The 14,634-nt window shown below is 61.8% G+C and carries 11 protein-coding genes; 4 read left to right on the top strand and 7 right to left on the bottom strand.

Going from position 1 to position 14,634, the window contains the following annotated elements:
* Positions 1-22: 22 nt before the first annotated feature.
* Complete coding sequence (locus RQ865_RS05625; RefSeq protein ID WP_311478140.1) at positions 23-253, top strand: DUF3499 family protein; 231 nt, start codon at positions 23-25, stop codon at positions 251-253.
* On the opposite strand, the gene RQ865_RS05620 is transcribed toward RQ865_RS05625, so the two are convergent.
* The gene (locus RQ865_RS05620; RefSeq protein ID WP_311478139.1) at positions 250-1,401 is read right to left on the bottom strand and encodes an ATP-binding protein; all 1,152 of its coding nucleotides are present in this window, start codon (positions 1,399-1,401) and stop codon (positions 250-252) included. The two genes, RQ865_RS05625 and RQ865_RS05620, sit on opposite strands and share 4 nt — an antisense overlap.
* A gap of 194 nt (positions 1,402-1,595) precedes the next feature.
* On the opposite strand from RQ865_RS05620, the gene RQ865_RS05615 reads away from it, so the two are divergent.
* Entirely contained in the window at positions 1,596-3,038 is a 1,443-nt protein-coding gene (locus RQ865_RS05615; RefSeq protein WP_311478138.1) for a phosphomannomutase/phosphoglucomutase, read from the top strand.
* Positions 3,039-3,156: 118 nt separating this feature from the next.
* Complete coding sequence (locus tag RQ865_RS05610; RefSeq protein ID WP_311478137.1) at positions 3,157-3,609, top strand: hypothetical protein; 453 nt, start codon at positions 3,157-3,159, stop codon at positions 3,607-3,609.
* On the opposite strand, the gene RQ865_RS05605 is transcribed toward RQ865_RS05610, so the two are convergent.
* From RQ865_RS05605 to RQ865_RS05580, 6 genes are all read right to left on the bottom strand, one after another.
* The gene (locus tag RQ865_RS05605; protein WP_311478136.1) at positions 3,606-5,270 is read right to left on the bottom strand and encodes a DUF5719 family protein; all 1,665 of its coding nucleotides are present in this window, start codon (positions 5,268-5,270) and stop codon (positions 3,606-3,608) included. The genes RQ865_RS05610 and RQ865_RS05605 overlap by 4 nt on opposite strands.
* Positions 5,263-8,250: a glycosyltransferase gene (locus tag RQ865_RS05600; protein ID WP_311478135.1), complete on the bottom strand. Its 2,988-nt coding sequence runs from the start codon at positions 8,248-8,250 to the stop codon at positions 5,263-5,265. Before RQ865_RS05600 ends, RQ865_RS05605 begins: the two co-directional genes overlap by 8 nt.
* A 102-nt stretch (positions 8,251-8,352) precedes the next feature.
* Positions 8,353-8,667 carry a WhiB family transcriptional regulator gene (locus tag RQ865_RS05595; protein WP_311478134.1) on the bottom strand — a complete coding sequence of 105 codons (315 nt, stop codon included), beginning with the start codon at positions 8,665-8,667 and terminating at the stop codon, positions 8,353-8,355.
* A 173-nt stretch (positions 8,668-8,840) separates the two neighbouring features.
* Complete coding sequence (manA, locus tag RQ865_RS05590) at positions 8,841-10,130, bottom strand: mannose-6-phosphate isomerase, class I (RefSeq protein WP_311478133.1); 1,290 nt, start codon at positions 10,128-10,130, stop codon at positions 8,841-8,843.
* A 128-nt stretch (positions 10,131-10,258) separates the two neighbouring features.
* Positions 10,259-12,409, bottom strand: coding sequence for a hypothetical protein (locus RQ865_RS05585; protein ID WP_311478132.1), 2,151 nt, complete (start codon positions 12,407-12,409; stop codon positions 10,259-10,261).
* Positions 12,406-12,927 (bottom strand): hypothetical protein, encoded by a 522-nt coding sequence (locus RQ865_RS05580; protein WP_311478131.1) that lies wholly within the window; start codon positions 12,925-12,927, stop codon positions 12,406-12,408. The genes RQ865_RS05585 and RQ865_RS05580 overlap by 4 nt, the downstream gene beginning before the upstream one ends.
* Positions 12,928-13,229: 302 nt before the next feature.
* Here RQ865_RS05580 and RQ865_RS05575 point away from each other — a divergent pair, with 302 nt between their 5' ends.
* Positions 13,230-14,633, top strand: a complete 1,404-nt coding sequence (locus tag RQ865_RS05575) for an O-antigen ligase family protein (RefSeq protein WP_311478130.1) — start codon at positions 13,230-13,232, stop codon at positions 14,631-14,633.
* Position 14,634 lies beyond the last annotated feature (1 nt).

The following is a 14,634-nucleotide window of genomic DNA, read 5'->3' as shown; positions in this document are numbered from 1 at the left end:
ACTGCCAAGTAGACTTGCCGGTATGCGTACTCGACCCTGCTGCCGTGTTGGCTGCTCGCGTCGTGCACAGTTCACGCTCACTTTCGACTACGGCGACAAGATGGCAGCCCTCGGCCCGCTGTCATACCGCGCCGAACCGCACAGCTACGATCTGTGCCAGTTCCACGCCGAAAAAACCTCGGTGCCCGCGGGGTGGCTGCTCATCAAACCCACCCCGCTCGGCCAACCACCGGTGCCCCCTACCGCCGGTTAGCTACTGAGTCGATCAATAAACTCAGCCATTCCAGGCACCGTAAACGCGATCTTCCCGCGCTCGGGTGACCAGATTATTCCCTTATCGATCAAGCTCTGCCGCTGAGGTGAAAGGCTTTGCACTGTAGTACCCAGTCGCTGAGCGACCTCGCGTGTGAGGGTCTGGGTTCCGTCGGTAACCGTCATTGCGCGAAGGTAATCCCGCTCCCTGTCCGTTGCCTTGCTCCATCGAGAAGCGAAAAAGGCGCTGTCTAGCTCGTCAAATCCGCGCTGCACAGCAGCGTGGGCTTCTTCTTTCGTGATCTGCGGCCCATCAGCCAGGTTCCAAGCGGCCTGCCCAAACTCTTGGACGAAATAGGGATAGCCGGCCGACGCATCAGCGATTGCCTGCACTGCCTCAAACGAAAAGGAGGCATTCTGACGCGCTGCCGGCTCATTCAGTGCAGCGTCAACTCCAGCGGCATCCAGTGGGCCCACCTGGCAGTAGTTGAATAGTCGCTCGGCATAAGAGTGTGAGTCAGCTAACCTCGCAGGCGTCCCAGGCAGCCCTGCTCCCAACAGGAAGAACGGCAAGCCCTGCTGCCCAGCAGCATGCTGAGCTTCGATGAGATCTTCAGCAAGTTCATTGTCTATGTCTTGAATTTCATCAACACAAATTGCAAAACCTCGCTGCCGACGCTGGAGTGCTGCCGCGATTTTCAACACCGCGTCTCTGAGATCGAGTTCGTTTGTTGAGCTGTTGCGCTCGCGATTCACTGATATTTCGGTTCCAGCAAAGCGCAGGGTGAGGGATCCCAGTGCAGCAGCAATCGCGCCCGCTGCATCGCCAAACGCTTCAGTTCTCGATCTGGCGCGACGCTGCAATTCGTCGGCGAGTCGCCGGCGTAGTTTCACGGCACCCTGTTCAGACTTGTTTGCCTCAACGCTCACTACAAACCACTGAGCTTTGTCCAGCCGGAAGGCAAGTTCGTTAAGCAGCACGGTCTTGCCGACTCCCCTGAGCCCATACAGGATTAACCCCCGACAGGCCAGGCCCATGGACACGCGCTTCACCAAGGTGTCGGCCTCAGCTATTTCCGCGTCGCGCCCGACCAGGGCCGGAGGCCGTAGCCCCGCACCCGGCGCGAAAGGGTTGAGAGTGGGATCCATCGAGCCGATCTCCGTTGTTGGTTGTATGACGCCTTATGCAACTGTATTGACGTGTATGCAAAAATTGCTATACGCCCTTATACATCTTTATACATCTTTATATGCGACTCGCAGTAACCCGACAGTGAACGCGCCGCATACACAACCCAAGCGATTCGACCCGCTGCATCTGCCACTGACTACACTGGATCGTCATGAATACAGCGATCCCTGCGGCAGACCCCGCTCAGCTTGGTGATCTCAACGCCATCGTCAAGAACTACGACATCCGTGGGCTCGTCGGTGACACCATTACCGAACCGCTCGTTACCGCGGTCGGTGCCGCCACTGTCGACGAACTCGACCTCGCCGGCCACGAAATCTTTATCGGTCACGATATGCGCGACTCGAGCCCCGCGTTCGCCGCCGCCTTCGCGCGTGGCGCAGCCGTGCGCGGCGCGAAGCCGGTGCTGCTCGGCTACTGCTCAACCGATATGACCTACTTCATTTCGGGACGCGAGCAGGCAGCCGCCGCCATGTTCACCGCCTCCCACAACCCGGCCGCCTACAACGGTATGAAGCTATCGGCTGCCGGCGCCCGCGGTATCTCACTCGACACCGGCCTCGGCGCGATTCGCGACCGTGCTGCCGTCTACCTGCGCGACGGTATCCCGGCCGCATCCGACACTATCGCTGAGGTAACCGAGCGCGAGGTGTTGAGCGACTACGCCAACTATCTGCGTGAACTCGTTGATCTCAGCAGCATTCGACCACTGAAAATCGTGGTGGATGCGGGCAACGGCATGGCCGGAAAAACGGTTCCGGCAGTGCTCGGGTCGGCATGTGAGCTGCCGAAACTTCCGCTAGAGATCGTGCCGATGTATTTCGAGCTCGACGGCACCTTCCCCAACCACGAAGCCAACCCGCTCGACCCGAAGAATCTCGTTGATCTGCAGCAGCGGGTTGTTGCCGAGGGTGCCGACCTCGGGCTCGCGTTCGATGGGGATGCTGACCGCTGCTTCCTGGTAGACGAGCGCGGTAAACCCGTTTCACCCTCGGCGGTGTGCGCGATCGTTGCGGCGCGAGAGGTCGAGCGGGTGCGCGCCGCCGGCGAAACCGACATCACGGTGATCCACAACCTGCTGGTGTCACGCCATGTGGTCGAAACCATCGAGTCGATTTCGGCCACTCCGGTACGCACCCGGGTTGGCCACTCACTCATCAAAGCCGAAATGGCGCGCACTCACGCGGTGTTTGGTGGCGAGCATTCGGCGCACTACTATTTCCGCGACTTTTGGGGTGCCGACAACGGCATGCTCGCGGCGATGCATATGCTCGCGTATATCGGTTCGCAGACCGAGCCGATGTCGAAGATCGCGGCCGAGCACACCCCCTATTTCGCGTCGGGTGAGATCAACTCGACGGTTGCAGATATTCCTGCCGCTTACGACCGACTGGTCACCGAGTTTTCGGGTTCCGCGTCGGTCGATGAGCTCGATGGGCTCACGTTCTCGTTTGGTGGCCGTGACTGGTGGTGGGTAAATGTGCGCCCGTCGAACACCGAGCCGCTGCTACGGCTCAACGTTGAGGCGGCCACTTTCGTGCAGATGGCGCGGGTACGCGATCTGGCGCTCGCACTGATCCGCGACGAGCGCTGATCCGCAACCGGAGCTGAACCGCAACAAACACGGGCGAGTTCTGCCTCGTTGCCAGCACTCATCCGCACTGCGCGGCGGCCCGACAAGTTTCGGGTCGCCGCGCGTTAGGCTGATGCACATGTATCGTTCCCGCAGGATGCACTCGCAACGCCGTTCACGTGGTGCACGTAGTCGGCACGGACGCGAGCTGCGTTCGAGTGTGGCTGGCCCCTTCCTGCCGCAGTTGACCGGTCGCATCCCGCGTTTTTTTCAAGTGGTCACCGAAACGGTTGGTTTTTTGCAGGCGGTTGCACCCGATTTGATGGCCGAGGTTTCGGTTACGGTCGCCGGGATGCCGCGAGCCGATGCCAGCAACCCGAATGCGGCTGGAATGTGGGATCTTGACCGCACGCTCAAGCGCGTGGTGATCTACCGGGTGCCGGTTGAGCGAATGGCACGCATGTCACTTTCGAACCCAGCCGATCAGCCGATGTTCCGCGAGTATGTGGAGCGAGTGGTCATGTCGGCAGTGAATGAGCTGCTTGACGGCCGACTTGAAGATCGGCTCGATCCGGGCGGCTGGGGTCGCTAGCGGTAGACGGTGATGGTATCGCCTTCGCTGAGGCTCGGCTGCACCGGGAAGCTTGAATAGGCACCGGGCGAGATGAAGTGAACGGCCGCGCGCATCCCGCTGGCACCGGTGAGTTCAACCTTGTCGCCAGAGATATCGGTTTCGTAGGTTGTTCCCTCGGCGATGGTCACGCGTTTCCCGTTCACGGTGATCTCACGAGTTTCGCCGGGGTTCATTACTGCGAGCCGGGGTGATTTTCCTTCGGGAACCGCGATCAGTGCGGTGTCGCCCAGCGAGGGTGACGGCGCGAGCCAGGCAAACTCACTTGAGTCGAGCGGCGCGACCCGAGCTGCGGCGACAATTGGGGTGGGCGCATCAACGCGGATGGTGTATTTGCCGTTGGGCACATTACCCACCGGGTAGTCGAGAACGGTGTTGGCTCGCACCGGAATATCGTCACGGTAGGCAACTTTGCCGTTTTCGTCGAGCACCTGCATGGTCACCGTGGTTTCGGTGTCACCCGGGTTGAGCAGCCGCACGGCAGTGCCGATAGTTGCTGACGATTCGGGCCCGTCTTGTGGCCAGGCCGAGATTGCCACGCCGGGCAAGAACTGGGTGGTGCCGTATTCGGTGGTTGATTCGGCAATTTCGGCGCCGCGCGGGGTGAGTGTTTCGGTGAACGTTTCGTGGATGTAGGCGGCCACTGGCGCGCCGGTGGCGATCACCTCTACCGCCATCACGGATGATTCGGGCACGACTCCGGCGAGGCTGATGCTTTGGTGTTCGCCCGGTTCGAGCACCATTTCGGCCAGGCCCGACGGGGCTGGGCCGGTGCCGGTGAAGATGCGGAAGTTGACGCGCGCTTTCACTGACCCGGGGTTGAGGATGTCGAGTGCGGTGGTGTGTCCGGTTTCGGTGTTGCCGGCGAGCAGCCACTGTGAGGATGCTGGGGCGATGCAGTTGGTGGCGGTGTAGCCGTTGGTTTTCGGGGTGTTGAGTGTGGCCGATTCGGCTGCGCTCAACAGCTGGTTTTGTGCTTTCGTGGCGTGCTGCACGAACACCGCGGGGCCACCCTCGCTCAGAGTGGTGGACTCTGGCTGGGCGCCGCGTGAGTGGTGCGTGATCTGTGGCTCACCCACTGGGCTGATCTGGTTTGCATCACTGCTGAGCCCGAGCTGCAAGAGCGGGCCGGGGCATACTGCCTGCTGGTCGCCGCTTGGCGGGGTCACCTGCAGCCCCGCTGGTTCGGTGGTGTGCGTGGGAAGGGGCATCCAGCCCAGTGCCCACACAGTGCCGGCGACTACCGCGAACGAGGCGATCACGCCCGTGGTGCGGGCTACTGCCCCCACCACTTTGCGCTGACGCAGCTCGGCGCTTTCGGTGCGTTTTCGGCGCGCAGCGGCGGTGGCGCCGCTACCGGAACGGCGCAGGCGTGGGCTGTTTTTTGGCGTTGCGGATGAGGCGGCCACCGCTTCGTCGTCGGATGTTTTGGATGCGGGCGGGGTTGCTGCTTTTTCGCTGTCGCGTTGTTGCGTGGCCGCCGTGGCACTGTCGTCGACGGTCAGTGCCGCAATCACCGGTGGCCGGATGGTTTCGGTTTCGGGCTGCGCGGGTTCGTCCGGCTGCGAGGCGTCATCGCGTTGGTCGGGCATCGCTTCGTCGTCGTGTTCGCGATCAGTCATCGAGCTCCTCCTTCCCGGCGGGGCTGGTGGTGTCTCCGCTGGCGGCGGATGAATACACTTCAACGCGCTCTTGGTCGAGCTGGTAGTTGCGCAGCGCCAGCACGTCTTTGCCGCGGTCGAGGTCTTCCCACTGCGGTTTGTTGCGGCGTGCGGCTGCGCTCAGATCGGCGACCCGGCCGGTGGGCAGGGCCAGCAAGATCACAAACAGCAGGATGAGTGTCTGTGCGATCAGCATGGCGCGACCGAGCAGGTTCTGCCAGTTGGTGACATCGAGCTGCTGTGCAAGCACCGGGTCGGTGGGTTTCTCGGCGGCGTTCACCACTTGGAACAGCGTTCCATAGTCTTTGATTTTGCCGATGCTGGTCACCGATTCGTTGGTCGACAGTCCGGTCACCAGTCGTTGCCCGAGTGGTGCACCGGCCCCTTCGGCGGGTTGAAGGAGCACGAATCCGATACCGAGTTCGTGCAGTTGCGACATCGGGTTTGATTTACCGGCGCTCAAGAAGTCAACCACGAGGGCGGCGAGTGACTCATCGGTGGGTGAGGTTGCCGGGTTGGTGGTGGCGAGGGTCGAGATATCGTTCAGCTTCATGCCTGAGCCGCGTTCGAGGTTGAGGCGCAGCTGGTCTGGCCCGATGGGCGTGACCACCAGGGTGCCCAATTGGGCTGCATCCTCGCCCTGCACGGTGGCGAGTGCGGGAAGTGTGCGTCCGTCTGAGGCGGTTACCGCTGCGGTTCCGGTGAGGTGTGCCGGGAAGAGCGGCACGATCAGTGCGGTCACGCCGATGAGGGCGAGCATCGTTACCGGGATGCGCAGTGGCCCGATGTGAGCGGCGCCGGCGATGGCGGCCATCAGTAGGCCGAAGTAGCCGAGTGACTGTGCGGCGGCTGGGTAGATCGGCACCGCGGTTGCTTCCCACACGGCGAACGCGAAGCCGCCAGCCACACCGGCGGTGATCCATCCCGTTGCCGCGACGATGAGGCCGGCAAGTGCCAGCCGCCAGCCGTTGGTGAAGATACCGATCGCGGCGAGTATCGCCAGCGGTGCCAACAGTGCGGTAAACAGCACGAACTGGTTGCTGCCACCGAAACCGAGCTGGCCGTAGAAGTCGTGCCAGCCGCCGAGGTTCGGGTCGGCGAATCCAAACACCGTGTGCCAGCCGTGGAGCGGTTCGTAGGGGACGGGTAGCGCCGGGTCGGCGAGGGCCGCGAGGGGGCGACCGCGATTGAACTGCGTCACCACAAGCGGCAGGAACATCGCGGCGGCGGGAATGGGCACAAACACTTGGCGCAGCCATCCGGCGCCCGAGGTGACCACCATCAGCAGCCAGAGGATCACCAGCGCCGGGATGAGCGAGGGGGCGCTGGCGGCAATCACCACGGCGAGCAGGGATGCGGCGGCCGATGCGGCCCAGCGGTTGCGGGCGGCGAAGAATGCGAAAACAAACCAGGGCAGCGTGATGTGCACGAGCACCGCCGGGAGGCGGCCGTCGGCGAGTGCGCCGAGCAGCGTTGGTGAAAGCGCCCAGGCGAGAGCGAAAAATGCGCGAAGCCAGGGTCGCCGAGTGAAGCGCGCGGCGGTGAACCAGGCGCCGGTGGCTGCCAGCGGTAGGGCGATGAGCCAGATTACGACGACGATCAGGCTTGGCTGCCAGAACGTGAGGCTGGCGAGTGCGGCGAGAACGAATTGGAACGGGTCGGCCACGCCGATTCCGCCGCCGGTGTCGCGCAGACCGTAGCCGGTGGCGGCCCACAGCTCGCCGATGCTGCCCGAAAGCGGTAGCAACGCTCCCCCGCTGAGCACGCTGGTGCGCAGCAGCGGGAAAAGCATGATTGCCGAGGCGACTGCGGTGATCAGGGCTACCCAGCCACCGCCGCCGGTGATGAAGTTGTATCGGTCACCGCCCTGTTGGGCGATTGCGAGCTGCTCGTCACGTTTGATGGCGCGCATTGTGCGCCATTCAGAAGCTGAGATGCGAAGCCGGTCGAGACTCGCCAGCGGCTGTTCGCTCGTCGCGGCGAATCGGCGGCGGGCGGCTAGCGCGCCGGTGCCACCGAAGAATACTTTGAGTGCGGCGAAGAAATCGGGCAGGATGCGGCCGGGTTGTTTTCGGAGCAGGTTGAGCACTGTCAGCACAGCCACTTCGGGAAGCAGCAGCAGCCAGTTGACCCAGAACATGACTGGGCCCGACCACGCCAATCGCCGGTGCAGTGTTGCGGTGCGACGGGCCCGATAGCGGGCTTGGTTACCGGTGCGGCGGCCGTATTTTGCGGTGCCGGGGGCATCCTTACCGGGCGTTTCGATGCGCGCGTCGGGGGTGAGTAGCACCCGGTTTCCGGCGAGCCAGGTGCGCACACAGAAATCGAGCGAGTCGTCGACGGCTTCGAGCCCGGGGTCGAAGCCGTGCAGTTCGTTCCACACATCGCGGCGCACGAGCATGCCGTTGGTGGCAACAGCAAGCACGTCGCTGAACGCTTCGTACTGGCCCTGGTCAAATGCATCAGTGTGCAGCCGCACTGACTCGCCGGTGGGGGTGATCGACTGGCCGAACTCGACCAGTCGGCTGGGGTCGTGTGCCGAGACGAGTTTGGGGCCGGTTACTGCCAGTGAAGGGTTTCGTTCGGCGGTGTCGAGCAGTTCTGCAAGCGCGTCTGGTTCGGGGGCGTCTGCGGCGTTGATGAACCAGAGCCATTCGTTTGGATGTGTGGCACCGGTATCGGCTTCGCGAATCGGCTCGATGGCGTCGAGTTCGCCTGTTGCCGCGGCGACAGCTTTACCGAAGGAGGCGTCTTGAGCGACCGTGAGCAGCAGCGTTGGGTGCGCCTCGCGCATGACTTCGAGGGTGTCATCTCGCGAGTCGATGTGCACGAAAACTGATGTCGCAATGGGCGCGGTTTGTGACTCGAGCGCGGGAATGGTGCGTTCGAGCGCGGAGGCAGCTTCGCGAGCTACGACAACTGCGGTGACTTTGGGTCGCATTACCTGAATGCTAGTGATTGATCTCGAGCGAATTGGCATTCTGTGCGGCGAGCCGGGAGCGTGGTTGTGATACCTCGCGGCACAGTGCCTGATGCCCGCAGATTACGCCTGTCGACGCAGCTTGCGACGTTCGCGCTCTGAAAGGCCACCCCAGATACCGAAGCGCTCGTCGTTGTCGAGGGCGTACTGCAGGCATTCGGCGCGCACCACGCAGGCCTGGCAGATTGATTTGGCGCTGCGGGTAGAGCCACCCTTCTCGGGGAAGAATGCGTCGGGGTCGGTTTGGGCGCACAGCGCGTCGGCCTGCCATGAGAGCGGGTTGTCGTCGCCAATGTAGTCGGGCGTACCGGGAACACCCTGCACCAGCGGATCGACGTACCAGTTCTCTGGTACCGGCCGATTGAAACCCTTTGTCATATCACAACTCCAACGCATTCCCGTGAACGGATTGTTCATTGAATGTAATTACACCGGTGTAACACGGGTTGCGTCAAGTGCGAGGGCGGAAACTGTAATGGATGACTCGAGATTCTGCGGGATTTCCCAGCTTGCGCACCGCCGTGTCACGACGACAACCGTCGTCACTGCGGCTAGTCGAGCGGTAGCGTGTCGCCAGCATCCACACCGGTCGATGCCACCACCAGGTCAACATCGCCGCCGACAACGCGCATTGGTGGCGCATCCGGTGTGGTAAAAACTGCTTTCCCGGGCGCGAGCTTGATCGTCTCACCCGTCGCGTCGGTGATTTCAACTGCCTGCCCGAGGTTGAGTAGCACGCTCGGGCCGACGACGGCGATTTCGACATCCACTCGCCCTCCCTGCACGCGCTGCAGGCGGAAGTCGGGCTCGTCGGGATCAAAAGTGGTCACACATTCGCTGAGCGGTTCGGCACTCAGGTACGGCGGCGGCGTGGGAGCGAAGCTGAGCGCCGACATGAGCTCGGCGACATCCATATGTTTGGCGGTGAGCCCGCCGCGCAGCACGTTGTCGCTGGCAGCCATGACCTCAATACCCACGCCCTCAACGTAGGCGTGCAGCACCCCGGCACGGATGTAGACACCCTCGCCACGGTGCAGCGTGACGTGGTTCATGAGCAGCGTCGTCAGCACGCTGGCGTCATCGGGGTGCGCACGGCGAATAGCGCGCACAGTTGCCCGTTCGCGCTGCCACTTCCCGCCGCCTTCAGCCCACCGATAAAGCGTGGGGAGCGCTGCGGCCGCCTCGGCACACCTCGATAGGTTGAAAGCCACAAGTTCACGTAGCGCCGCTGCAGAGTTCAGGTGAGTTACCCGCCCGGCAAAAGGGGCGAACTGGGATGCGGTGCCGGTTTCATCGGCGAGCGCGGCGATATCTGCCACGAGCTCACGCACTTCGGCGAAGCTGCGGAATCCGGCCAGCGCAGACATGGTTTCACTGAGTGCGATGAGCAGTTCGGGTTTGTGGAAGGGGTCGCGGTAGTTGCGCGCCGGATCGTCAACCGCGATACCCGCTTCGTTTTCGGCGGCATACCCTTGGCGTGCACCAGCGAGGTCGGGGTGCACCTGCAGCGAGAGGGGTTCGCTTGCCGCGAGCACTTTGAGCAGGAATGGCAGCCGCACCGGCTCACCGTGTCGCAAACCTTTTGCGAACTGGCCGAGTGCGCGTTCGGGTTCGGCTTCGATCCACTGCCGCAGATCGGTGTAGCCACCCACCAGTTCGGGATTGGTGATGAGCGCGGGAGAACCGTGATGGGCTCCGAGCCAAAGTTCGGCCTGCACCGGCGCTTGAGCGCCACCAGTTTCGGGCTCGCGAACAGCACCGGTGGTTCCGAGGTAGTCGCTAATCGCGCCTCGTGCGCCCCAGGCATAGCGCATCGGTGTGTTTTCGAGCGGTACAAACATCGCTGGTGACTTTACCCGTTACGAGTCTGGAAAGCGGTGTCAGACCCAAACGCGGTACCGCGTTTGGGCCTGACACGCGCTGAGTGATGCGTTTCTCAGCTCACTTTCGACCTCTCGAGCTCACTGGGCTAGGGCTCGCGACGCAGCGCTCGGGTGCCGAGCAGGGCTGCGGCGCTGGCGAGCAGCACACCGAGCGCGACAAGCACCGGGGTGGTCATTGGCTGCATACCGGTTGCGGCGAGTTCGGTTGCGTCACTCGACGACAAGTCGTGGGCTTCAGCCACACTTTCGCTCGGGATCACCGACAGCTGTCGCGGTGCCTGCTCAGCCAGTGCGGCTTCGCCCGATGGTTCAACTCGGCCGCCCGACTGAGCCTCGCCCGGCTGGGCTTGCTCGTTCGACTGCTGTGCCTCGTTGTTTGGCTGAGCCTCGCCGTTCGAGCTGGACTCACCACTCGGCTTAGCGGGTAACGCCGGTTCGACTGCCCCGTCGGGCTGCAAGGCTTCTGCCGGGGTGTCGTCAGCCTGCGCCGACTCGGCAGGTTGGGCCTTCCCCGACGGCGATTGCTCGGGTTGACGTTCTTCTACCGAGGCCGACTCACTCGCGCTCTCGTTTGGCGAGCTTGCGGAGGCCTGCACCGACGCCGTGTCGTTCGAGCCGTCGCTTGCCGCGGTGTCGTCGCTGGCACTGCGCGGAATGATCGAGAGGGTCTGCTGGCTGGCACTCGACCTCTGCTGCGAGGATCGCTTCGGCGCCGCCTTATCGGCTGAACGGGTAGTTGATGAAGACTTACCCGAGGCGCTGCTTGCCGAGCTCGACTTGGCGCCTGAGCTCGAAGACACCGTCACGGTCTTGCAGCCGAGAGCTGTTTCTGGCCCACCCTTAGTGTCAAGAACACTCAAACACACCTTTCGCTCACCAGGCGCTGCAGCGATGCGGGTCTGAAAGCCCTGATTTGCCCCCGCGTAGGGGATCACTCGCTGCACATCAGGCCGAGCCTTACCCGAGTGGAAGACCCACCGCGTACCGTCTACATAGGCTTGAATCTTCACCTTCCCACCGGGCGCATCCGGATCGACACCCCAGCCGCTGACGGTAACCGAGTTGGTTGATCCCGCGGTCGAGTCGAGATGCCCAACCGGCTTTCTATTGCTCGACTTCACCACGACAGACTTACACCCAAGCTCGGCTTTAGCTCCACGGTTGGAATCAAGAACACTCACGCAAACTTTACGTGTGCCCGACTTAGCCGCAATTCGTGCTTGAAATCCCTGATTTGGACCGGCAGCGGCTATCGCTCGGTCAACATCCGCACGTGGTTTACCGGTACGGAAGACCCAGCGAACACCGTCGACTACCGCTTCAATCTGCACTTGACCGCCCGCTTCATCGGGATCGACACCCCAACCGCTGACGACTACTGAATCAGTCGCTCCCGAGACCGAGTCGAAGTGCCCGATCGGTTTTTTATTTGCCGCCCCGGTGGGTGACTCAAACCAGTCGGTGTAGAGGCGCCAGAAGTTGCGGTTTCCGTAGCTCGAGCATCCACTACCCGAGCCGTAAAGGTTCGACAGCGCCGCCTGGTTGGGCTGGTAGGGAGTGTAGATGTACAGCGATGCGGTTGCCTGGTTCTTGATGTAGACGTTAGACGCACCGCAGCTACGGTCGGGGTTGTAGAGGATGCTGTTATTGCGTCCCGCTACATAGGCATAGTCGCCGCTATTCGCTGCATACTGATTGAACTGCCAGGCTGCCCGGTAGAGCTGGTTGTAGAGGCCTGCGTATTCGGGGTTACACCATCCGGGGCGGCTCGGGTCGTCGGGGCAGTAGTAGCCCATCGCCCGCTCGTAGCGCCATTCACCGGGGTTATCCATGGTGACCAGCGACGTTTCTTTCTCGAGCATCACGATGAGCACCTTTGGTGAGATTCCGCAGGTCTTACCCACTTTTGAGATGATCTGCGCGGCCGTTTCACCGCGCGCACCCTGGTAGGCGCCACAGTATTTGTTGGCGGCCTTGCTTACCGTGTCAACGCGTTTGTCTTTGAGGCAGTTGCCCGTGCAGTTTGCGCCACGCTTATTCAAGAAGTCTTGAATTTGCGAAACCGTCATCGCGTCGGAGTTATAGAAGTTCTCATCGCTGATGAGATAACCAGGCTGAAAGTTAGCGGCGTCGGCAGCCCGTGCATCCTGATTGCTCGCCGTCAGAACGATCCCGGTAACCGCAATCAGTGCACCGGCACAGGCAAGCGCAATATGGCGTCGAAAGCGGCGAATCACTGGCGCACCTCCGCGACAACAGCTTCAGAGACGCCATTACCCGCCTCACTTGCAAAGGCCACCTGCACCTTCCAGCCATCACTGTCTACACCCTCAATAACGGCCAGCGGGCACACCGTGCTTTGCGCGTCTGGGCGTGCTGCAACCGTGGTTGTGAGTTCGACACCGGCGGGGCTCGTGGCGGTTACCGTGCAGGTGCCCTCGGTGATGAGATTTGTCACGATCGAACGCACCTCAATGGTGGCGGCAGCCGCGTCATAGTCGGCTGCCACCACAATGACGTTCGCGTCACCGGATGCGGCGTCGCTCGATTCGGTCGTCGCCGGCGCAGTTGCTGACTCGGTCGCAGCCTCAGTGGTCTGCGTGGCGGTGGGAACAGATGCGGTGGTGGTCGCGGTAGCTTCGCCGCCGCTAACCACGCTGGTGCATGCGGCGAGCGACAGCGTCACAGCTCCCAGCCCGAGCACCAACATGCGCAGGCGATTTCCGTTTGCTGACGAACTGGCCTGACTAGTCATGATTCCTCCAACACTCAATGTGTCGTCACGGTAAACAACATTTGAAACACTAGTCACACTTGTCACATTTGTCACGAAGTAATTTTCGACACACCGTGAACAATGGCGCAGATTTTGACGCAACAAGCTACTTACACCGTTGTAATTCGACAGCCGAGCGAGCGACCCGAGACTTCCGCCGATAATCGGATGCGAGAATAGACCGCATGACATTCCAGCATCGGAGCCACACAAGCGACCCCGCTCGCAGTGTTGCCACCGATGCTCGGAGGCAGCCCGACCCACCGAGGGTGTCGCGCACGATGCTGTTGAGCACCGTCATCATCGGCATCGCTTTTTCTGGTGACGCGCTGCGATACACCATCGGATGGGTGGGCTATGTCATCGTTGCGCTCGTTCTCGCTGTCACCCTCGGCATAGCGCTCCGACGCCGACATTCGCAGGTGCGCGTTTGGCACCTACCCACCATGCTGATTGCATTCGTCGCATGGTGTGCGCTCTCAACACTGTGGTCGCAATATCCACTCGAGACAGTGATGGCATCGGCCGTGCAACTGCTCACGGCCTATTTCGGACTGGGTCTCGCGCTTTGCCTCACTCGGTTTCAATTTTTTCAAGCACTCGGCGCCGCCACCCGCATCCTCACGATCGGTTCACTGCTGTTTGAGCTCGGGGTAAAAATCTTCGCTCCGCACGGCCTGGTCCCACCGGCCTACCTCTACCTTAATGAGCTGCAATTCTTTCTCGGCCCGGGCACCCCACATGACCTCGCCAGCATCCCCAGCAATTTTTACTGGAGCCACGCGAATCTCAACATTCTTGCGCAGGGTGACATCCAGGGCCTTCCCGGAAACCGCAACCTATTGGCCATGATCGCAGTGATCGCCTTGATCATGACGGTCGTACAGCTCTGGGATCGCTATCTTCCAACCCCCTATGCGATCTGCATGATCGCCATAGCGATATTCGTGCTGGTGCACGCTCACTCAGCCACCGCATTCATTGCACTCGCTTTTGTTGGCCTTGGCAGCGTGCTCGTGTTCTTGGGGCGGCGCATTACGCGGCTGCTCCGTTGGGCGATGTACTGCACGGTTGGTGTCTTACTTGTCGCCGGCGCCATTTTTGTCGTTGCCAATAACGATTTCATTTTCGCCACGATGAATCGCTCGTCAGACATGTCTGGTCGAGGAGATATCTGGCGCGCTGTTATCGAACTCGGCGCGCAGTCACCCTTCATCGGTATCGGCTGGATTAGCTACTGGGCACCTTGGCTGCCCCAGTTTGACGACCTCGCCGTCATTGAGGGCGCCACCTATTATCAGGCACACAACGCGTTTCTTGATGCCTGGATGCAAACGGGGGCAATCGGCGTCGTCCTATTTGCACTGCTGACGTTCACCGCACTCATTCGCACCTGGTGGATTGCAATCGATCCGCCAGACACGCCACTTGTGATGTTTACCGACCACCAGGGCACCCACCAGCATCGAGCCAGCCAGACCGCAGCCCCATTCCTCATCCTGGTTGCCCTCGTAGTGCAGTCGATGACCGAATCACGACTGCTGGTCGAGGGCCACTGGATGTTCCTATGCTGGGCCGCGATCTACGCAAAACTTAGAGTGACTAGCCCCTCTTACCTACCGCGCCATCTGCACACACTGACCGGTAGCACGCGCGTTGTCATCGACAAATCGCGTGATACATAGG

Source organism: uncultured Gulosibacter sp. (assembly GCF_963509965.1).
Lineage (GTDB): Bacteria > Actinomycetota > Actinomycetes > Actinomycetales > Microbacteriaceae > Gulosibacter.
The sequence above is the reverse complement of the archived record's forward strand: the minus strand, read 5'-3'. Positions and strand labels throughout refer to the sequence as shown.

Bases quoted from the DNA above. Each gene is read 5' to 3' on its own strand.
- RQ865_RS05615 (WP_311478138.1), top strand. From the start codon at position 1,596: ATGAATACAGCGATCCCTGCGGCAGACCCCGCTCAGCTTGGTGATCTC.
- RQ865_RS05625 (WP_311478140.1), top strand. From the start codon at position 23: ATGCGTACTCGACCCTGCTGCCGTGTTGGCTGCTCGCGTCGTGCACAG.
- manA (WP_311478133.1), bottom strand. From the start codon at position 10,130: ATGTTTGTACCGCTCGAAAACACACCGATGCGCTATGCCTGGGGCGCA.
- RQ865_RS05580 (WP_311478131.1), bottom strand. From the start codon at position 12,927: ATGACTAGTCAGGCCAGTTCGTCAGCAAACGGAAATCGCCTGCGCATG.
- RQ865_RS05605 (WP_311478136.1), bottom strand. From the start codon at position 5,270: ATGACTGATCGCGAACACGACGACGAAGCGATGCCCGACCAACGCGAT.
- RQ865_RS05595 (WP_311478134.1), bottom strand. From the start codon at position 8,667: ATGACAAAGGGTTTCAATCGGCCGGTACCAGAGAACTGGTACGTCGAT.
- RQ865_RS05620 (WP_311478139.1), bottom strand. From the start codon at position 1,401: ATGGATCCCACTCTCAACCCTTTCGCGCCGGGTGCGGGGCTACGGCCT.
- RQ865_RS05610 (WP_311478137.1), top strand. From the start codon at position 3,157: ATGTATCGTTCCCGCAGGATGCACTCGCAACGCCGTTCACGTGGTGCA.
- RQ865_RS05575 (WP_311478130.1), top strand. From the start codon at position 13,230: ATGCTGTTGAGCACCGTCATCATCGGCATCGCTTTTTCTGGTGACGCG.
- RQ865_RS05600 (WP_311478135.1), bottom strand. From the start codon at position 8,250: ATGCGACCCAAAGTCACCGCAGTTGTCGTAGCTCGCGAAGCTGCCTCC.